This window comes from Eubacteriaceae bacterium Marseille-Q4139, from assembly GCA_018223415.1.
Lineage (GTDB): Bacteria > Bacillota > Clostridia > Lachnospirales > Lachnospiraceae > CABSIM01.
This window is the reverse complement of the sequence record JAGTTQ010000001.1, coordinates 1168510-1188626: the sequence shown is the minus strand read 5'-3', so window position 1 is coordinate 1188626 and position 20117 is coordinate 1168510. Positions and strand designations below refer to the sequence as shown.

The window sequence follows — 20117 nt, the reverse complement described above, 5'->3', positions numbered from 1 at the left end:
AGAATCGCTTTCATGCCGCCGGCGGCTGCGGCAGAAAGACCTGGAGGAAATGAAATGTTAAGAGATATCACACTTGGACAGTATTATCCGACGGATTCCGTCCTTCACAGGCTGGATCCGCGGACGAAGCTGTTCGGAACGCTTGTATATATTGTGACGCTGTTTCTGGCAGACAGCCTGTTTGGCTACGCGGCGGCGGCACTGTTTCTTGTGCTTGCCATTAAGCTTTCCAATGTGCCTGTGAAGTTCATGGTGCGCGGCTTAAAGGCCATCGTGTTCCTGCTTTTAATCAGCGTCAGCTTCAACCTGTTCCTGACGCCGGGAACGCCGATTTTTAAGATCGGCTTCCTTCAGATGACCTGGGAGGGGCTGGAACTGGCGACGTTCATGGCAGTGCGGCTGATTTTTCTCGTGATGGGTTCCACAATCCTCACGCTGACGACGACGCCGAACCAGCTCACGGATGGGCTGGAAAAGAGCCTGGGCTTTTTGAACCGCGTCGGCGTGCCGGTACATGAAGTGTCCATGATGATGTCCATCGCCCTGCGGTTTATTCCGATTCTCGTGGAAGAGACGGATAAAATCATGAAGGCGCAGATGGCGAGAGGCGCTGATTTTGAGAGCGGGAACCTGATTCAGAAGGCGAAGGCCATGGTGCCGCTTCTGGTGCCGTTGTTTATTTCTGCGTTCCGGCGGGCCACGGATCTTGCCATGGCCATGGAGGCCAGATGTTATCGGGGCGGCGAGGGCAGGACGAAGATGAAGCCCCTGCACTATGAAGGGCGCGATAAGAAGACGTATGCCGTCTATCTCGTCTATTTCCTTGCGTCGCTGGCGTTTAAGATTCTTTTATAGTGGGAGAATGGGATTTTGAAGCGGATCAGACTGACGGTTGCCTATGACGGAACCGGATACTGCGGCTGGCAGCTCCAGCCCAACGGTGTGACGATTGAAGAGGTTTTAAATAAAGCAGTTTCAGAGCTTTTAAAGGAGGAAATCTGCGTGGTGGGGGCGAGCCGGACGGATTCCGGCGTTCATGCCCTGGGAAACGTGGCTGTATTTGACACGGAGAGCAGGATCCCCGGAGATAAGCTCTGTTTTGCGTTAAACCAAAGGCTTCCCGAGGACATCCGGGTTCTGGAGTCCGCGGAGGTGCCGCTCACCTGGCATCCGAGGAAGCAGAACTGCGTGAAAACGTATGAATATATGATTTTAAACTGCCGGATTGATGTGCCGACAAAGCGGCTGTATGCCCATTTCTGCTATTTTCCGCTGGATGTGGAGAAGATGAAAAAGGCGGCGGCGTATCTGGTGGGCGAGCATGACTTTGCCGCGTTTTGTTCTGCCAGGCACCAGGCGGAGGAGACGGTGCGGACGCTTTATCAGGTGTCGGTCACAAAAGGAGAGGATGATATCATCACGATCCGTCTGAGCGGCAGCGGCTTCCTTTATAATATGGTACGGATTATCGCCGGGACGCTTATGAAGGCTGGCATGGGCGTGTATCCGCCGGAGCATGTGAAGGAAATCCTGGAGAGCCGTGACCGGCAGGCGGCCGGCCAGACGGCGCCGGCCAAGGGGCTGACGCTTGTGGGGATTGAGTACGAGAAGGCACTGTCGCCTGCGGTTTCCGGGGAAAATGAGCATTGGAGCTATGTTCTCGATCAGAGCGAGACGGAGACGTCAGGGAAATCTGTTCTGAGAATCCGGTTTTGTGAGAAGGCAGAGCTTTTGCGGCTCATCCGGCGGATGGTACATCAGGCGTACCGGAACGGCGCAAAGGAGGTTTTTGTGACGGTTCCGGAGGAATGCGAGGTTTCGGAGGAAGAGCAGTACGGGTTTTACCGGTTAAAACGGTGGGAAGACGGGCTGTGGCAGGCGGTGTATGCGCCGCAGGAGAAGGAGAAAGGGCATGGAGAATGTGACGCTTGATATTCGGAAGGCGAAAGAGGGCGAAGCGGCGGCCGTCGTGGAGCTGATTGAGAAGCGGATTCGCTGGATGGATGAAAAGCAGATTTCCCAGTGGAATAAAGAAGATTATCTCTCCATTTATCCGCCGTCTTATTTTGAGAAGCTGGTCAGGGAAGGCGCGATGTTTGTGGCAGTCTGCGGAAAACAGATTGCTGGTGCAGCAGCGGTATTCACCGAGGATTCCGCATGGGAGACGGATCGGTCGGCTTTTTATGTGCACCATCTGGTGACGGATACGGCATATCCCGGAACGGGGAAGGCGCTTTTGGCGTTCATTGAGGCATACGGAAGGGAGCAGGGGATGGACGCGGTGCGCCTGGATGCCAAGAAGGGCGCAGAGGCCCTCGGGAAATTTTATGACGGCCTGGGATATGAGGTTGTCGGAGAATGCCGGGAAGGAGATTATGTGGGGGAGAGACGGGAGAAGGTTTTGAGGTAACTTTTTGGAAATATGTGAGAAAGGCGTGCGGCGAGTCTGCACGTCTTTTTTATATGGGGCGCGTTTTCTGCCGGAACTCCCTCTTGCACCCACCCGCGATTTATGGCAGAATGAAGACATACATATGACATAACGGAGGTGCGTAAATGAAAGAAAAGAAGGGATACCGGATTGCATGGTGGCTGTTAGCGGCTGTCTTTTTTACCGGCGTGCTGGTGTACTCCGCTTCACAGGTGGTGCTGAATGCAGCTTTTTCCCTGGACGGCCTTGTGTCAGGGAGCGAGGAGTTCTGGGCCATGACAGATAAGCGGTTTGCGCTCCTTGATTTTTCTGACCGCTTTTCCGGGTTTTGTTCGACGGTCTATGTCATCGGCGATGCGGTTCTCACACGGAATTTCATATTAAAAGGAGAAGCGATGCCCTACAAACAGATCCTTTATCCGTATGCAATTCTTGTTCTGCCGTCTGCCGCCGCGGGCCTTCTGATTTCGGCGTTCGCCAGGGCGGGTATCGGCAATTTCTATGCGGCGTATTTCGGGATCTGGATTCTTCTTACGGTATTTCTCATGGTGCGGCTGATCGCCAATTTTCTCCGGTGCCGCCGTGGAAAAGACTGGTAATTGCCGCTTGATTTGACAGAAAAAGTCGGATAGAATAAAGGGGAGAAGGAAGGCGGCCGGTGGAAAAGATGGGCCGGCTGTGGATAAAAGGAGGCAGATTTATGTTTTTTGTGGATTTAAACAGTGATCTGGGGGAAAGCTTTGGAAATTATACCATCGGGATGGACGAAGAAATCTTAAAGTATGTTTCCTCTGCGAACGTGGCCTGCGGATGGCATGCCGGCGATCCCATGGTGATGGAGAAAACCGTGGCCCTGGCGAAGGAATTTGGAACGGCCGTGGGAGCACATCCTGGTTTCCCGGATCTTATGGGCTTCGGCCGCCGGAACATGGCGGTGACGCCGGAGGAGACAAAGGCGTATGTGAAGTACCAGCTTGGCGCGCTGTCGGCTTTTACGAAGAGCCATGGAATGACAATCCAGCATGTAAAGCCCCATGGCGCCATTTACAACATGGCGGCTGTGGACGAGAAGCTGGCGCGGGCCATGTGCGAGGCCGTTTATGAGGTGGATCCGGACATCATTTTCATGGGGCTTGCAGGCTCCAAGATGATTTCGGCGGCAGAGGCCGTCGGGCTCCGGGCTGCCAGCGAGGTGTTTGCTGACCGCGCCTACAACGATGACGGGACGCTGGTTTCCAGAAAGCTCCCGGGCGCGATGATTAAAGACGAGGAGCTGGCGATCAAACGCGTCGTCCGCATGGTGAAAGAGGGAAAAGTGACCTCCATCAACGGAAATGACATTGCCATCAAGGCGGATTCCATCTGCGTCCACGGCGACAATCCCAAGGCGCTGGCCTTTGTAAAGAACATCCGTGAGACGCTGATTTCTGAGGGCGTGGAGATAAAGAGCTTAAAATAAGGGGAGGAAGCCATGAGCGATGTCAGATATCTTGTTTCCGGGGATTCTGCTGTCTGCGTGGAGTTCGGAAACGAAATCAGCCCGGAGATCAACCGGAAGATCCGGGCGTTTAAGATTGCTTTGGAGAAGGAACAGATCGAGGGGATCGTTGAGACGGTGCCGACGTACCGGTCTCTGCTTGTTGTCTATGAGCCGGAGACGGTTTCTTTCGGTGAACTTACGAAACGGTTTGGCGAGGTCATGAAACATATCGGGAGCGTCCAGATCCCGCCGCCAACGGTGGTGGAGATTCCCGTCCTCTACGGCGGGGAGATGGGGCCGGATCTGGAATTTGTGGCAGAACATAACCACATGACGCCGGACGAGGTGATCCGGCTTCACACGTCGGAGGAATACCTGATTTATATGCTCGGCTTTATCGCCGGTTTCCCGTACCTCGGCGGCATGAATAAGAAGATTGCGACGCCGCGGTTAAAGAGCCCGCGGGTGAAAATTGAAGGCGGCTCCGTCGGGATTGCCGGCGAGCAGACGGGGATTTATCCCGTGGCATCGCCGGGCGGCTGGCAGCTCATTGGCCGGACGCCGGTGAAGCTCTACGATGCGGACAGGGAAAAGCCCGTGCTTTTGGAGGCGGGGCAGTACATAAAATTCCGCCCGGTGACGGAAGAGGAATATAAGGAAATCGAAGAGCAGGCGGCGGCTGGCACGTACTCCTGCGTCACCTATGAAAAGGAGGCGGAGTAATGGGCATCAAAATCATAAACGGCGGTTTCCTGACGACGATTCAGGACATGGGACGGTACGGCTTCCAGGAGACGGGCATGTCGGTGTCCGGCGTCATGGACACCCGCTCTGCTGCGCTGGCAAATATTTTAGTGGGGAACAGTGAAAAAGAGGCCGTCATCGAGGTTACGATGATGGGGCCGATGATCGAGTTTACGGAGGACAATATCGTCGCCCTCACCGGCGGTGACCTGGGAGCGAAGCTTTCCGGGAAGCCCATGCCGCGGTATGAGGCCGTGCATGTCCATAAGGGCGAGACCTTAAGCTTTGCCGGGATGTTTTCGGGGAGCCGGGCGTATCTGGCCTTTGCCGGCGGGCTCGATGTCCCGTCTGTCATGGGCAGCAAGTCCACGAACTTAAAGTCGAAAATCGGCGGCTTTGAGGGAAGAAAGCTTGGAGCCGGCGATGAGATTGGTTTTTCGGCGCCGAAAACATGGCTGCCGAATATGGGGAAGAGGAAGCTTTCGCCGGAGGATTTTTCTTCCAGGGAGTGTACGCTGCGGGTTCTCATGGGGCCGCAGGACGACTGCTTTACGGCAGCCGGAATCCGGACGTTTTTGGGGAGTGTCTACACGATCTCTAATGAATACGACCGCATGGGCTGCCGGATGGAAGGGCCTGTGATCGAGCATAAAAACGGCGGCGACATCATCACCGACGGAATCAGCTTCGGCGCTGTCCAGGTTCCGTCCCACGGAAATCCCATCGTAATGATGGCTGACCATCAGACAACGGGCGGCTATACAAAGATTGCCAATGTGATCTCTGCGGATCTTCCGCGCCTTGCCCAGTGCCGTCCGGGGTATCAGATCCGGTTTGAGAAGGTGGATATCGAGGAGGCACAGAGGCTTTACTGCGAGGAGAAGAAGCGGCTTCATGAGCTTTCCGATGCCCTGAATACGGCAGCAGTGCCGTCGTCGGAGGCGCAGGCGGTGGCCATCGCGGCAGCGGCCAGCGAGGATGAGACGTACTGGGAGAAAAAAGGCACATACCGCGTCGTGGTGAACGGGCAGGAATTCCTTGTGGATCTTGCCAGGGAGGCCGTGCGGAACCTTTAGGAGGAAATCAAAATGGCAGATGAGAGGAATGCCCGGCCAAAGGAGATAAGAGAGCGGATCCGAAGAGGGGAGATCACCGGGCCTACGGCCGGGATGTGCGGCGGATATGCACAGGCGAATCTCGTGATCCTTCCGGGGGAGTATGCGGCGGATTTTAAGGAATTTACGGCAAAGAACCCAAAGCCGTGCCCTGTTTTGGAAATCCTTGAGGGCAGCCCCATGGTTCATGACATGGGCGAGGGCGCCAATATCCTGACGGATATCCCGCGGTATTTTATCTATAAAAACGGCGTGCTGGCAGACGAGGTGACGGACATTTCGTCCTATTGGCAGGATGGCTTCGTGGGTTTCCTGATCGGGTGCAGCTTTTCTTTTGAGGAGGCGCTTCTTGCTGCCGGCATCGACGTGCGCCATATTTCCATGGGGTGCAATGTGCCGATGTATAAGACGAACATCGAGTGCGCGAAGGCCGGTGTGTTTGAGGGGCCGCTTGTCTGCACCATGCGTCCCATGACGCCTGCCGATGCCATGCGGGCGGTGGAGATTACGGAGCGGTGCCCAAATGTCCATGGAGCACCCATTTATATGGGAGATCCGGAAAAAATCGGGATTGCGGATCTTTCATGCCCTGACTACGGCGACAGCGTGGAGATCCGGGACGGCGAAATCCCGGTGTTCTGGGCCTGCGGCGTTACGCCCCAGGCGGCTGTGGAGCGGGCGAAGCTTCCGCTCGTCATCACCCACGCGCCGGGGCATATGTTTATCACGGATGTGACGAATGCAGAACTCAGCGATTACCTTGAAAAGAAGAAGAGAAGATAAAGCCGGGAACCGTCCGGCCGCAGCGTTTGCCTTTCAAAGCCTGCGGCCGGATTCTTTTTTGCGCGCCGGAACAGGAAGGGCCTCCAGCCCTTATTTTATGGGAAAAATTGCGGTTATTTGAGGAAAAAATGGTTGACACACCCGACAGAGTATAATATAATGTGTAAATGTGACATCGGGCAAAAATGCTGGTACCATAGCCCCGGAATCAGTATTTTTCGATACAGGAACTGAAATGGTTAAGTACAAACAGGAGGTCAATCCATGAAGAGCTTTATGGCCAGTCCGGCAACGATTGAAAGAAAATGGTATGTAGTTGATGCTACGGGATATACATTAGGACGTCTGGCATCTGAAGTAGCCAAGGTGCTGAGAGGAAAGAATAAACCGATCTTTACACCGCATATGGACTGCGGCGATTATGTGATCGTAGTAAACGCTTCCAAAGTGAAGGTAACTGGAAAGAAACTGGATCAGAAGATCTATTACAGCCATTCCGATTATGTAGGCGGAATGAAGGAGACAACGCTGAGAGAAATGATGGCTAAGAAGCCGGAGAAGGTTATCGAGTTAGCCGTTAAGGGAATGCTTCCGAAGGGACCTTTGGGAAGAAGCATGATTACGAAGCTTCATGTATATGCTGGTGCTGACCACGAGCAGGCAGCTCAGAAGCCGGAAGTTTTAGAAATCAAATTTTAATAGAAGGTCTGGAAGGAGGAAATCATAATGGCTAACGCTAAATACTACGGAACAGGAAGAAGAAAAAAATCTATCGCCAGAGTATATCTTACCGCTGGTACCGGTAAAATCACAATCAATAAAAGAGACATTGACGAGTATCTTGGCCTCGAAACCTTAAAGGTTATCGTTCGTCAGCCGCTTGTTGCTACTGAGACAGCAGACAAGTTCGACGTAATGGTTAACGTCCGCGGCGGCGGCTTTTCCGGCCAGGCCGGCGCAATCCGTCACGGTATCGCAAGAGCCCTGCTTCATGCAGACATTGAGTACCGCCCGGTGCTTAAGAAAGCAGGCTTCCTGACGAGAGATCCGCGTATGAAAGAGAGAAAGAAGTACGGCCTCAAGGCTGCCCGTCGCGCTCCGCAGTTCAGCAAGCGCTAAACTTTATCAAAAGTGGTCAAAAACCCCGGAACTACGCGGTTTCCGGGGTTTTTCCTTTTCAAATGGTTTGACGCAATTTGACAGAACGAAGCCTCTTTTAACCCGTTTTCTATGGGTTAAATGGTGGACAACCACCCCAAAAAGAGGGCTTATGGGTTAAAAAATAGGACAACCGAGACGCGATTTTGGGATGCCAAGGGGATGTTTATTTATACATCTCCAAGAGACCTTTTTCGTGAAAACGGTTTGTCTGAATTTGACCTAATTTGAACAAAAGAGAATAAATCTAATCGCCAAGCGCTCAGTATTTTCTACTGGGTGCTTTTTGCGTTTCCGGGGAATTTCATTCCGGGATAAGAAAAGGCCGTCACTTTCAATTTTTGAAGTGGCGGCTTTTTCTATTTCCAGAAGCCATAGAACAATTCAGAAATGAGGTGAAGTCATTGAACACGCAAATCATCGCCATCGCCAACCAGAAAGGCGGCGTTGGCAAGACAACCACCTGCGCGAACCTGGGGATTGGGCTGGCGCAGGCCGGAAAGAAAGTGCTGCTGATCGACGGGGACCCGCAAGGCAGCCTGACCATCAGCCTGGGCCACCCCCAGCCGGACAAGCTGCCCTTTACCCTGTCCGACGCGATGGGCCGTATCCTGATGGACGAGCCGCTGCGCCCCGGCGAGGGTATCCTGCACCACCCGGAGGGCGTTGACCTGATGCCCGCAGACATCCAGCTCTCCGGCATGGAGGTCTCCCTGGTGAACGCCATGAGCCGAGAGACCATCCTGCGGCAGTATCTGGACACGCTCAAGGGACAGTATTCCCATATCCTGATTGACTGCCAGCCATCCCTGGGTATGCTCACGGTCAACGCCCTGGCCGCCGCCAACAGGGTCATAATCCCCGTTCAGGCGGAGTACCTGCCCGCCAAGGGCCTGGAACAGCTGCTCCAGACCGTAAACAAGGTGAAGCGGCAGATCAACCCCAAGCTCCAGATCGACGGCATATTGCTGACGATGGTGGACAACCGCACCAACTTCGCCAAGGAGATTGCCGCCCTGCTGCGGGAGACCTATGGCAGCAAAATCAAGGTGTTCGGCACCGAGATTCCCCATTCTGTCCGGGCAAAGGAGATCAGCGCCGAGGGCAAAAGCATTTTTGCCCATGACCCTAATGGCAAGGTGGCCGAGGGCTATAAGAATCTGACCAAGGAGGTGATAAAACTTGAAAAGCAGCGCGAAAAAAGTAGAGCTGGCTCCATACGATGATTTGTTTTCCACCGAGGAAAGCCGCCAGGATGCCAAGCTGGAGAAGATACAGGAAATTCCGCTGTCTGAGCTGCACCCATTTAAGGGGCATCCCTTCAAAGTCAAGGATGACGAGGCCATGATGGAGACCGCCGACAGCGTTCGGCAGTATGGTGTTCTGGTTCCGGCGATCGCCCGCCCGGACCCGGAGGGCGGCTATGAGCTGGTTGCCGGTCACAGGCGGCACCGGGCCAGTGAGCTGGCCGAGAAAGAAACCATGCCTGTCATTGTCCGAGACCTGGACGATGATGCTGCCACTATCATCATGGTGGACAGCAACTTACAACGTGAAAGCCTGCTCCCCAGCGAAAGGGCCTTTGCTTACAAGATGAAGCTGGAGGCTATGAAACACCAAGGCGCACGGGGGGACTTAACTTCGTCCCAACTTGGGACGAAGTTGCGTGCAGATGAATTGTTGGCGCAGCAGGCTGGTTCGAGTAGGAACCAGGTGCAGCGCTATATCCGCCTGACGGAGCTGATTCCCGAACTGCTGGATATGGTCGATGAAAAGAAAATCGCCCTCAATCCGGCTTATGAGCTGTCCTTTCTCAAAAAAGAAGAACAGCGGGATTTGCTGGACGCGATGGACAGCGAACAGGCTACCCCCTCTCTCTCCCAGGCTCAGCGACTCAAGAAATACAGCCAGGAGGGACATCTGACCCTCGATATGATGCGCGTCATCATGGGTGAGGAAAAGAAAAGTGATCTCGACAAAGTGACTTTCACCTCCGACACCCTGCGGAAGTATTTCCCCAAAAGCTATACGCCCCAGCGGATGCAGGAAACCATTATCAAACTGCTGGAGGCGTGGCAGAAGAAGCGCCAGAGAGACCAGGAACGATGAAAGGAGCCGCCTATGAGGGATATTTCAGCCCGTGAGCTGAAAGGACACAATATCTTGGCCGTAGAGCGTTTTCAGGACAGCACCCGCTGGATGATCGAGTTTTCCGTTCAGCGCCCTTGTTCCTACGGCTGCCCCGGCGATGATATGCGGCTGTTTCTTACGGAGGACGGGTATCAGGCCGCCCTCGTAAGCCAGAAGCGTCGGGAAATCAAAATCAAGCGGTATGCCCGTGTGATCGAGGGCCATGTGCTCGACTTCAAACCGGACAAGCGCCGCCGCCACCCGTAAACTCATTATCACTACGAAAGGAAAGGAATGAATATGTGTACTGTCCAGAGCATCAAAGATGCCATCCGGGAAAGTTGCCAGTCCCAGTATGATATGGAATCCACCGACATTGACCGGGTTTTGCAGACCCTCCCGTTTTCGGAGCATGAGCCGATGTTCAGTCATCCGCCGAAGTACAAGCGTCCTTACCGGCCCTGGCAGAACAACAAAAACAGCTGAAAGCCACAGTCTTTTTCACGAAGGATTGTGGCTTTTTTGTTATGAAAACCTTCCTCCGGAAGGGCGCAACAACCCAGCCCGCCCGGACGGCAGGCTAATTGACTGTATAAGTTGTTGGATCAGGCGGAGCCGGGCAGGGCATCAGGTTCCCAGCCCAATGCTTTCAGGCGTTTCAGGTAACTATGTATTTTTCTATCCCGATTGAAAGAGTCGTAATAGTCAGATCCCAAATCACGAAAAGGCGCGCTGTTTTTCAACATGTGGTATATGGCGATCAGCATGGAATGTGCAACCGCAAGTGTGGCACGGTTCTTACCTCGTCTTGCGGCGATCCGCTGGTATTGCGCCGAGAAATAAGACCCTTTTACAGAACGTGCAGATTTTGCACATTGGGTCAAAATCGTCTTGAGCGGTTTGTTGCCTTTTGTTGTTTTCCCGTGCTTTCGCCGTCCTGCGCTCTGGCAGTTGCCGGGGCAAACCCCAGCCCAGGAACAAAGATGGGCGGCACTGGGAAATCTGCTCATATCCAGACCGATTTCCGCCAGAATCACCTCGGCGCTGCGCCGGGCGATACCGGGAATATCGCAAAGAGCAGCAATCGCCGCTTCATATTCGTCCATGTAATCCTGTACCAGTTTATCCAAGTCGGCAATACGCCTGGTCAGATCATCGATATGGTCTATAACCTGCGCCAGTAACTTTCTTTGCAGCGGTGTGGTAATCCCCTCAATGGCTGTCACGAGTTGCCCCAGTTTAGAACGCATCCGTCCATGAACCACCTTAGATACTTCCTCCTCACTGGTTGGGACGTCATCTTCAATGATCTTTTCCAGCAGCTTTCTGGCACTCTTTCCGTTGATGTCTTTGACCACAGAGTCCAATTTGATGTTGGCGCCCTCCAGGATCTTTTGTAGACGGTTGGTTTCTCTGCACCGTTCCTCTGTCAGGCTTTTTCGGTAACGGGTAATTTCACGCAGCTCCCGCTGTTCCCGGCTGGGAATATAACTTGCTTTCAGCAGTCCGTGGCGAAGCAGATCCGCGATCCATTCTGCGTCTTTCACATCGGTTTTGCGGCCGGGCAGTGCTTTCATGTGTGCCGCATTGACAACCATGGCATCCAAATCCATCAGCTCAAACAGGTTATACAGTGGTTTCCAAAATACGCCCGTGCTTTCCATGGCAATCATTTCACAGCCTGATTCTGTGAGCCAGGTTGCCAAAGACTTGATCTCGCTGGTCGTTGTGCCGAATTCACGCAGGCTCTGCTCTCCGCCCTGATCCAAGCAGGCCACGATGATCTTCTTATGCACATCAATCCCACAACAACACCGATAGACAACTTCCATACTCCTGCGCTCCTTACAAAAGTTGTCACGGCGCGCTCTCCTAAAGCAATTATTTTGCTATACGTCCTTTACTGCCGTTTGGCTGGGACAATTTGTGGTTCAACAGGAGAGCAAAACCAGTTTCATGCGCGCGCTCGTAGCGGCAAAAAAAGCCGATCTTGTGCCGTGCATCTATATTTTACCATACTGCCTTGTCTGCTGCACCTGGTTTTCATTCATCGTGGTGCAAGCATGTAATGCGGCATGAAGTTTCATGCCCTAAAATTAGAAAGGAGTGAAGTCAATGGCCGTTTTTCGCATTGAACGGACCAAAGATTATACCGTGATGAGCAATCATCACCTGCGGAACCACGAACTATCCCTCAAGGCAAAGGGGCTTCTTTCCATGATGTTATCCCTGCCTGATGACTGGAACTATACTACCCGTGGACTTGCGAAAATCTGCAAGGAGGGCGTTGATGCCATCGGCAGTGCGCTGCGGGAGTTGGAAACCGCCGGTTACATCGTGCGGAACCAGCTGCGGGACCAACAAGGCCGGATCAGCGACACCGAGTATGTGATTTATGAGAAACCCCAGCCCAGGCAGCCAGAAACGCCAAGGCCGGATACGGCTGTACCAGATACGGCTTCACCAGATACGGAAAACCCGTATCTGGATAAACCGGATACGGAAAAGCCCGCAGAATTAAATATAGAGAAACCAAATACTCAAAAACAAAATACTCATGGAGCAAGTACCGATTCCATTCCCTTCCGGGAAACAGCGGCAGCACAGCTGCCGGAACGGAAAGGAAGGGATGCGATGTCTGTCTCAGAGATAGAAAATTATCGGGAATTGATTCTGGAGAACATCGAGTATGACTATCTGTGCAGAGAGTTTTCGACCTACCGTGAGGACCTGGACGAGATTGTGGAGCTGATGGTGGAGACCGTTTGTGCCAAACGTAAAACCACTCGGATCGCTGGCAGCGACTTTCCCCATGAAGTCGTGCGCTCCCGGTTCTTGAAGCTGGATAGCGAGCATATCCGATTTGTCATGGACGGTATGCAGAAAAACACCACGGAGGTCCGCAATATGAAACAGTATTTGCTTGCAGTGCTGTTCAACGCGCCCACCACGATCAGCAATCACTACACCGTACAAGTCAATCACGATATGAACACAGGCGGCTGGTAAACAGCCGCTTTTCTGTTGCCCGGCAATACCGGGAGAAAGGATTTTGCCATGAAACGACCTCTTGCCTACATTACGGCTCCCTGGAGCAACAACCAGTATGAGAACGCCGAGAACGCTGCCACCTACTGCCGCCAGGTGTACGACGCCGGGTATTCGCCCATCTGCCCGGTTCTGTTCTTGTCCACCTTCCTCAAGGACGAGATTCCCCAGGAACACAAGGACGGGCTGGATATGGTGCGAGACTATCTGCGCCGGTCCCATGTGCTGGTGGTCTGCGGCCACGGCATCGACGAGACCGTGAAGAATGACATCGCCACCGCTGAGCGCCTGCGGATCACCGCTACCACCCTGGACGGTATCCTGACTGTGAAAGGCCAGGGACGCGGGAAAGGAGGTGCGCGCCATGCCTGAGCGTAAGACCGTGGGCCAGCTGATGGAGGAAATGCGGCTCAAGGCCGGGGCGCAGAACTACCACGGCCATGAGTACATGGATTTGGAGCGGTTTGCCGAGGACACCCGGCACATGATTATCTTCGATGTGCTGACCCACGATTCGCCGGTGGGCTGGAAAGGCGAACGGACCCGCCTGTTTCTGACGGAGGCCGGATACCAGAAAAGCCTGGAGAACCAGGAAAAGGGCCACATCAAGATTCTCAGCCATGCCAAGGTGCGCCAGGGACATCTGTACTATGACCGCTCCGATCAGCTGCGTTGAAAGGAGCCTGCCATGATGAAATACCTGCTGCGGCGGCTGGTGGTCCCGCCTTAGTATCAAGCGCCACCCCTGCAAAATCCGTGGAAAGGAGGCGATGACCTATGCAGGAGGAAGTGGAAAACAGGACTTTGACGCTGGTAGTCAGCGGAACAAAGTTTACCGGGCGGCTGTTTAAGGCCGCCATCACCAAGTACCTTGCCCACCGCAAGGAAAAGAAGCTGCAAAAGCAGAAAAGCCGGGATACCCCCGTGATTCCCCACGGCAAACAGACGGTGAAGCAGCTGATCGGCCAGAATCAGGGCGTTTCCAACATCGAGATCACCGACCCCTCCATCAAGGAGTTTGAAAAGATCGCCCGGAAATACGGCGTTGACTATGCGGTGAAGAAGGACCGCAGCAGCTCCCCGCCCAAGTACCTGATCTTTTTCAAAGGCCGCGATGCGGATGCCCTGACCGCTGCCTTTACCGAGTACACCGGCAAGAAGGTCAGAAAGGCGCAGAAAACAGAGCGTCCGTCCGTGCTGGCAAAGCTGAGCCAGTTCAAAGAGCTGGTGAAACACGCCGTTGTGGACCGGAACAAGCGGAAGGAGCTGGAACGATGAAGATGAAAAAGCAACTTGACATCAAAAAGCTCCTTTTGCTGAATATGCCCTATATCCTGATGGGGCTGTTCGCAACCAACTTCGGTGAAGGATGGCGGATGGCCGTGGGTGCGGACGCTTCGGCAAAAATGCTTTCGTTCTTCTCCACGCTGCCGGTGGCGCTGGCCAGCTGGTGGCCCAGCCTGCACCCTTTGGACCTGCTGGTGGGGCTGTGCTGCGGCGCTGGCCTGCGATTGGCCGTGTATCTCAAAAGCAAGAACGCCAAGAAGTACCGGCACGGTATGGAGTATGGCAGCGCCCGCTGGGGCACCCATGAGGACATCGCACCCTACATCGACCCGGTGTTCCAGAACAATGTGATTCTGACTAAAACCGAGAGCCTGACCATGAACAGCCGCCCCAAGGACCCCAAGACCGCCAGAAACAAAAATGTGCTGGTGATCGGTGGCTCCGGTTCCGGCAAGACCCGCTTCTGGCTGAAACCGAACCTGATGCAGATGCACAGCTCCTATGTGGTGACAGACCCAAAAGGCACCATCCTGGTGGAGTGCGGCAAAATGCTTCAGCGCGGCACACCCAAGCTGGGCAAGGACGGCAAGCCCATGAAGGATAAGCACGGCAAGGACATCTATGAGCCTTATCGGATCAAAGTCCTCAATACCATCAACTTCAAGAAGTCCATGCACTATAATCCCTTTGCCTACATCCACTCCGAAAAGGACATCTTGAAACTGGTCACGACGCTGATCGCCAACACCAAGGGCGAGGGCAAGGCCGGGGACGATTTTTGGGTTAAGGCCGAGACGCTTTTGTACTGCGCCCTCATTGGGTATATCCACTACGAGGCCCCGGTGGAGGAACAGAATTTCTCCACCCTCATCGAGTTCATCAACGCGATGGAGGTCCGGGAGGATGACGAGGAGTTCAAGAACCCCGTGGACCTGATGTTTGACGCGCTGGAGGCAGAGAAGCCCAACCACTTCGCCGTCCGTCAGTACAAAAAGTACAAGCTGGCTGCGGGCAAAACCGCAAAATCCATCCTGATTTCCTGCGGTGCGCGCCTTGCCGTGTTCGACATCGCGGAGCTGCGGGAGGTCACGGCCTACGACGAGCTGGAGCTGGATACCCTGGGAGACCGGAAAACCGCCTTGTTCTTGATTATGAGCGACACGGACGATAGCTTTAACTTCCTGATCTCCATGTGCTACACCCAGCTGTTCAATCTGCTCTGCGAAAAAGCGGACGATGTGTACGGCGGGCGGCTGCCGGTCCATGTGCGGTGCCTCATTGACGAGGCCGCCAATATTGGACAGATCCCTCGGCTGGAAAAGCTGGTTGCCACCATCCGAAGCCGTGAGATTTCCGCCTGCCTGGTGCTGCAAGCACAGTCCCAGCTCAAAGCTATCTACAAGGACAACGCCGATACCATCATCGGCAACATGGATACCTCCATCTTCCTGGGCGGCAAAGAGCCGACAACCCTCAAGGAGCTGGCCGCCGTGCTGGGCAAGGAGACCATCGACACCTACAACACCGGCGAGAGCCGGGGCCGCGAGACATCCCATTCTCTTAACTACCAAAAGCTCGGCAAAGATATGCCATACTTGTTGATGAAGAGTTCAGCTGCCTTGAATTTGACATGAACAGGGATACGATCAGCTGGATTCGGAGAAAAATCGAATACAGGAGGTCGCTTATGGAACACTTACCGAAGAAAACCAGTGAAAACGGCATCGGCTATACGCTGGTCGGTGATTATTACATCCCAGACTTACAGCTGCCGGAGGAAAACCGCCCCATTGGGATTTGGGGCCGTATGCACAAAGCCTATCTGGAGCAGTGCCATCCAGCCCAGTATAATGACCTGATCTTGACTGGCAAACTCTGGACATATCTGAGCGATTTGAACGAGCAGGCACAGAACCGGTTGGATTGTATCATTGCCCATATGAAAGAAGTTGAGGGAATCACAGAGGAATTGAAAGTCCAAGATCAGATGGCATGGGTCGGAGCCATGAACAGCATCCGAAACCGTGCGGAGGAAATTGTCAGTCACGAACTGATCTATAATACAAAAGAGGTGCTGTGAGATGGTGTTAGATGACTTATATTGTGGTAATATCTACCCCGCAGAACAGGTAGTTCCCCATGAAAAAGAATACCGCAAGCTACATAGGCACACTGGAGAGCTGCTTACCGAGTTAGAGGAAAAGCTTTCTAAAGAGCAGATGGAGCTGGTCAACCAGTTTCACACCCATGTGATCGATGTTCACTGTATGGAGTTGGAAGCACAATTTCAATACGGTTTTTCCTTAGGAATGATGCTTATGAAAGAAGTGTATGAGTTACTCAAACACCACCATAATAGTGATTAGTATTTTAACAATATACTCAAAATAAAAATGTCAATGGTTTATCCCGTCTATTAATCTTCAAAAATAAAGAATTTTTGGACAATCGAAAACATAGATTGTCCAATTAAATCCTTTATTGTCCATTTGAGTTTGATAAATTCGCAAAATTTCCCCCAAACATATTGCACCCCATAAAAAATAATGATATACTTGACAAAATGGGGTGAATGTGTTATGGCAGACGAACTATTTACAGTTGCTCAAGCGGCTGAATATTTGAAAGTATGCGATAAAACGGTACGGCGAATGATTGCCTCTAAGGAACTTGTTGCTTCCAAAGTTGGAAGTCGAAGCTGGCGCATCCGTAAAGATGACATAGATGCCTATCTAAACGCCACCAGTACGGGGCAGGAAGGAGCAGATACCATTGAGTGAAGAACTGATTCAGCGTAATTTGATAGAAGCTCCTGAAAAAATGGGCGATTGGAATTTCTACAATATTGGCGCTACTACATTAAAAGCTCTTAAAGGAGCGAAGATTATTCCCGATAAAGACTATGAGGCATATGAGGGAAAAAAGCCGGATGCCTTGATTGTTAAAAAGCCAATTATTATCGCAGCTATCGAGTATAAGACCCCTCAGGAGTTGCGAACCGAAAAGCAGATTGCTAAAGCTATTGCACAAGAAATTGGGACAGCTCAGATATTGCAGGCAAAAGTTTACATTGTTACTGACGGCAAGAAAACTTTTTGGATTAACCCCGCTACCGGTCAAGAAATTCTACAGGAAGATGGTAGCCGCATTACATTAAATTTTGACAAGAGTAGCACAGAGTGTATTACCCTCATCAATAAGATTCGAGCCTCTATTAATGCTACCAATAATCAAATCAAGGCTGCTGCGTCTGTTGATCCTCTGCCTCTGGCCGAAAAAGTATGGCAAGATTTATGGGCTGTTTCAGGAGCTACGCCTGAAAATTGTTTGTACACCTTTGTTGAGATTTTCATCTTCAAATACCTCAGCGATTTAGGTGTTTTGAAGGGAATGTATTCATTCTATGATTTGCTGGGAAAATACTCTGGCAATAATGAGAATGAGGTGCTTGAATATTATGCTTCCACGGTACGAGTAAAGATTAAAGCTCTTTTCCCTGGCAACCCGAAGGATAAAACTACCATTATCAATGGAACAATTTTTGTATCCAAAGATGACAAGGCTGTTTCTGGATATGCGACTGTTTTCCACAAAATTCTTAAGCGTTTTAATGATTTTGGGACTTTAGAGAACATAGACTATGACTTCAAAAGCAAGCTGTTTGAAACATTCTTGAAAGAATCAATCAGTAAGAAAAATTGGGGTCAATACTTTACACCCTTGAAGGTAGTTCGAGCTATTGTCAATATGATAGACATCGCTCCGGGTATGAAGATTTGCGATCCGGCGTGTGGCGTCGGAAAATTCTTGCTTGAACCGATTCTTCACGATTTGCACCGATTCTATAAAGTGGAGGATGGAGAGCTAAAGCCCCAAATTACGCTGAGTGGTTTTGACAAAGGATTTGATAAGGACGAACAAAAAACAATCATTCTTGCTAAAGCAAATATGCTGATTTATATGTCTGGTTTGCTCCGAGAGCATCCAGAAATGACAGATAAATTTGCTAAACTTTTTAACGACACATTTTTGCTTCAGACCAACTCGATTCTTGGAACCTTGGCAAAGCCTGTCCATGATCAGTATGATCTGATTTTAACGAATCCGCCTTATGTTATGAGCGGAAGTAGTAATTTGAAGGAAGAGATTTCCAAGGATGATACACTCAAGAAATACTTTTCTGTAAGCGCAATGGGTATCGAAGGTTTGTTCATGGAATGGATTATTCGTGCCCTCAAACCAAATGGAAAAGCGTTTATTGTCGTGCCTGATGGTATTATGAACCGCAGTAACGACAAAAAGCTCCGTGACTTTATATTGGAGCAGTGTGAAATTGATGCTGTCATCTCTCTTCCGTTAAACACTTTCTTCACAACTAACAAAAAAACTTACATTCTTGCTCTGACAAAAAAAGCACCTGTTATGGTGGATGGTGTGCCTACGCTTCAGCGCCAAACCTCCCCAGTATTTACCTATTTGTGTTCGGAAATCGGAGAAACTCGTGATGTGTACCGTTTTGACATCGATCAAAATGATTTGCAGGTTGCATCTGATCTTTTTAATATGTTCAAGGGTGCGAAAACGAGCTTTGCCAACACATTGAACATGATTGGTGATAAGAGATGCAAAATTTCGAGCATTGATGACTTTTACAACGGAACTCATTGGTGCGTGGAACGATGGTGGAATCACGAAGAACGGCAGGCTCTTGGTATCGAGGAAGAATCCAAGATAATCGGAGTAAATGACTTTAGAGTTTTACTTGCTGATACGATTAACACATTGTCTGAACTTGATGAACCATTGGCTGAAGTTGAAAAAAAAAACGATGAGGACCTTCAGTTTTTAGAAATTCCCATTACCCAGGTGTTTGATATTGTTCGTGGCGACGGAAAATATACTCGAAGCTATGTACATGAACACACTGGTGAGTATCCATTATATTCTGGCAACACATTTGGACCATTTGCGCAGATCGATTCCTATGATTATAATGTTCCGGCATTGACATGGGCAATAGATGGTTTAGCGGGCTACATGATGATTCACAGATCACCTTTTTCCGCAACCAACCACCGTGGAATACTCCTGCTGAAAGACACAAATATAGACCTGGAGTACGCAAAATATACCTTGGAACCTATTTTTAGAGAGCTTAAAAAAGGGCGGCAAGGCGATAATGGAGAGAATGAGTACACATCGCTACCACCATTTATGATTCAATCTGTAAAATTTGCTGTTCCGGTAGACCATAACGGAGAGCCTTGGCTTGAAAAGCAAAAAGAAATCGCCGCAGGTTATGTAACTTTGGAACAAACCAAAGAAACTGTTGTTGAACAAATTGCAAATCTCTCACAGGTTTCTATTGTGCCGAATTGTGACGAATATGCGATTGAATATTTGCCTTTGAGTGAGCTATTTGACACTATTAAAGGAAAGTCAAAGTACACCAAAAAGTACGGGAACCTACACTCAGGCCCCTATCCTGTCTACTCGGCATCAAGTCAAGGGACACTGACCCATTTAGATACCTACGATTATGATGGTCGTTATATGACATGGTCAACAAATGGATTTGCAGGTACGATTCTTATTCTGGATGGTAAATTTTCTATTAACGGAGATCGTGGAATCTTGGTTCCTAAAAACGGGCGTCAAGATTTGGACTTCGATTATATGAAATTTACATTGGAACCCATATTCCGGGAGCTGGCTAAAGGTCGAAAAGGCGATAACGGAGAAGATGAATTTACGAAACTATATCCTTCGATGTTAAACGACATTATGGTACCAATTCCCGTCGACGGTGAAGGAAATATTAGCCTTTCACTTCAAAAGGAGATTGCCCAGAAGTTTATATCAGTACAAAATAGTCAGAAGGAAATCATTGAAAAATTGGATGCACTAATATCCAAGAAAATTTCCATTTAATCAAAAGGAA

Annotated in this window: 23 protein-coding genes and 1 pseudogene; 23 read left to right on the top strand and 1 reads right to left on the bottom strand. The window is 51.1% G+C overall.

The genetic code is table 11. The features are described from left to right. Window positions 1–54 precede the first annotated feature (54 nt). The 14 genes from KE531_05630 to KE531_05565 all read left to right on the top strand — a co-directional run bounded on the left by KE531_05630 (window position 55) and on the right by KE531_05565 (window position 10327). Window positions 55–855, top strand: a complete 801-nt coding sequence (locus KE531_05630; GenBank protein MBR9953105.1) for an energy-coupling factor transporter transmembrane protein EcfT — start codon at window positions 55–57, stop codon at window positions 853–855. A gap of 15 nt (window positions 856–870) precedes the next feature. Beyond that, window positions 871–1932, top strand: coding sequence for a tRNA pseudouridine(38-40) synthase TruA (gene truA, locus KE531_05625; protein ID MBR9953104.1), 1062 nt, complete (start codon window positions 871–873; stop codon window positions 1930–1932). After that, entirely contained in the window at window positions 1913–2410 is a 498-nt protein-coding gene (locus tag KE531_05620; GenBank protein MBR9953103.1) for a GNAT family N-acetyltransferase, read from the top strand. Before truA ends, KE531_05620 begins: the two co-directional genes overlap by 20 nt. Before the next feature lie 146 nt (window positions 2411–2556). Then, complete coding sequence (locus tag KE531_05615) at window positions 2557–3030, top strand: hypothetical protein (protein ID MBR9953102.1); 474 nt, start codon at window positions 2557–2559, stop codon at window positions 3028–3030. A 101-nt stretch (window positions 3031–3131) separates the two neighbouring features. After that, window positions 3132–3890, top strand: a complete 759-nt coding sequence (locus KE531_05610) for a 5-oxoprolinase subunit PxpA (GenBank protein MBR9953101.1) — start codon at window positions 3132–3134, stop codon at window positions 3888–3890. Window positions 3891–3902: 12 nt separating this feature from the next. Next, window positions 3903–4634, top strand: coding sequence for a 5-oxoprolinase subunit PxpB (pxpB, locus tag KE531_05605; protein ID MBR9953100.1), 732 nt, complete (start codon window positions 3903–3905; stop codon window positions 4632–4634). Continuing rightward, window positions 4634–5731, top strand: coding sequence for a biotin-dependent carboxyltransferase family protein (locus tag KE531_05600; protein MBR9953099.1), 1098 nt, complete (start codon window positions 4634–4636; stop codon window positions 5729–5731). The genes pxpB and KE531_05600 overlap by 1 nt, the downstream gene beginning before the upstream one ends. Before the next feature lie 12 nt (window positions 5732–5743). Continuing rightward, window positions 5744–6553, top strand: a complete 810-nt coding sequence (locus KE531_05595) for a putative hydro-lyase (protein ID MBR9953098.1) — start codon at window positions 5744–5746, stop codon at window positions 6551–6553. A 264-nt stretch (window positions 6554–6817) separates the two neighbouring features. After that, window positions 6818–7252, top strand: a complete 435-nt coding sequence (gene rplM / locus KE531_05590; GenBank protein MBR9953097.1) for a 50S ribosomal protein L13 — start codon at window positions 6818–6820, stop codon at window positions 7250–7252. Between the two features lie 27 nt (window positions 7253–7279). Continuing rightward, a complete protein-coding gene (gene rpsI, locus KE531_05585; protein MBR9953096.1) occupies window positions 7280–7672 on the top strand; it encodes a 30S ribosomal protein S9 in 393 nt (130 codons plus the stop codon). Window positions 7673–8115: 443 nt separating this feature from the next. Next, a complete protein-coding gene (locus tag KE531_05580; protein ID MBR9953095.1) occupies window positions 8116–8937 on the top strand; it encodes a ParA family protein in 822 nt (273 codons plus the stop codon). Continuing rightward, window positions 8894–9820: a ParB/RepB/Spo0J family partition protein gene (locus KE531_05575; GenBank protein MBR9953094.1), complete on the top strand. Its 927-nt coding sequence runs from the start codon at window positions 8894–8896 to the stop codon at window positions 9818–9820. Before KE531_05580 ends, KE531_05575 begins: the two co-directional genes overlap by 44 nt. Before the next feature lie 12 nt (window positions 9821–9832). Continuing rightward, window positions 9833–10108 carry a hypothetical protein gene (locus tag KE531_05570; GenBank protein ID MBR9953093.1) on the top strand — a complete coding sequence of 92 codons (276 nt, stop codon included), beginning with the start codon at window positions 9833–9835 and terminating at the stop codon, window positions 10106–10108. A 27-nt stretch (window positions 10109–10135) separates the two neighbouring features. Next, the gene (locus tag KE531_05565) at window positions 10136–10327 is read left to right on the top strand and encodes a hypothetical protein (protein ID MBR9953092.1); all 192 of its coding nucleotides are present in this window, start codon (window positions 10136–10138) and stop codon (window positions 10325–10327) included. A 119-nt stretch (window positions 10328–10446) separates the two neighbouring features. Here the strand turns inward: KE531_05565 and KE531_05560 are convergent, their stop codons facing one another. After that, window positions 10447–11673, bottom strand: a complete 1227-nt coding sequence (locus KE531_05560) for an IS110 family transposase (GenBank protein MBR9953091.1) — start codon at window positions 11671–11673, stop codon at window positions 10447–10449. A 283-nt stretch (window positions 11674–11956) separates the two neighbouring features. On the opposite strand from KE531_05560, the gene KE531_05555 reads away from it, so the two are divergent. The 9 genes and pseudogenes from KE531_05555 to KE531_05515 all read left to right on the top strand — a co-directional run bounded on the left by KE531_05555 (window position 11957) and on the right by KE531_05515 (window position 20107). After that, window positions 11957–12850, top strand: a complete 894-nt coding sequence (locus KE531_05555; protein MBR9953090.1) for a helix-turn-helix domain-containing protein — start codon at window positions 11957–11959, stop codon at window positions 12848–12850. 48 nt (window positions 12851–12898) lie between these two features. Beyond that, window positions 12899–13261: a hypothetical protein gene (locus tag KE531_05550; GenBank protein ID MBR9953089.1), complete on the top strand. Its 363-nt coding sequence runs from the start codon at window positions 12899–12901 to the stop codon at window positions 13259–13261. Beyond that, window positions 13254–13565: a hypothetical protein gene (locus KE531_05545; protein MBR9953088.1), complete on the top strand. Its 312-nt coding sequence runs from the start codon at window positions 13254–13256 to the stop codon at window positions 13563–13565. The genes KE531_05550 and KE531_05545 overlap by 8 nt, the downstream gene beginning before the upstream one ends. 101 nt (window positions 13566–13666) lie before the next feature. Further along, window positions 13667–14167 carry a PcfB family protein gene (locus KE531_05540; protein MBR9953087.1) on the top strand — a complete coding sequence of 167 codons (501 nt, stop codon included), beginning with the start codon at window positions 13667–13669 and terminating at the stop codon, window positions 14165–14167. Window positions 14168–14169: 2 nt separating this feature from the next. Continuing rightward, a pseudogene (locus tag KE531_05535) lies at window positions 14170–15762 on the top strand (type IV secretory system conjugative DNA transfer family protein). Window positions 15763–15863: 101 nt separating this feature from the next. After that, window positions 15864–16256, top strand: coding sequence for a TnpV protein (locus KE531_05530; GenBank protein MBR9953086.1), 393 nt, complete (start codon window positions 15864–15866; stop codon window positions 16254–16256). A gap of 1 nt (window position 16257) precedes the next feature. Further along, window positions 16258–16542, top strand: a complete 285-nt coding sequence (locus KE531_05525; GenBank protein ID MBR9953085.1) for a hypothetical protein — start codon at window positions 16258–16260, stop codon at window positions 16540–16542. 213 nt (window positions 16543–16755) lie between these two features. After that, window positions 16756–16956, top strand: a complete 201-nt coding sequence (locus tag KE531_05520) for a helix-turn-helix domain-containing protein (GenBank protein MBR9953084.1) — start codon at window positions 16756–16758, stop codon at window positions 16954–16956. Further along, on the top strand, window positions 16949–20107 hold the full coding sequence (locus tag KE531_05515; protein ID MBR9953083.1) for an N-6 DNA methylase: 3159 nt from the start codon (window positions 16949–16951) through the stop codon (window positions 20105–20107). Before KE531_05520 ends, KE531_05515 begins: the two co-directional genes overlap by 8 nt. The last annotated feature ends 10 nt before the right edge of the window (window positions 20108–20117 follow it).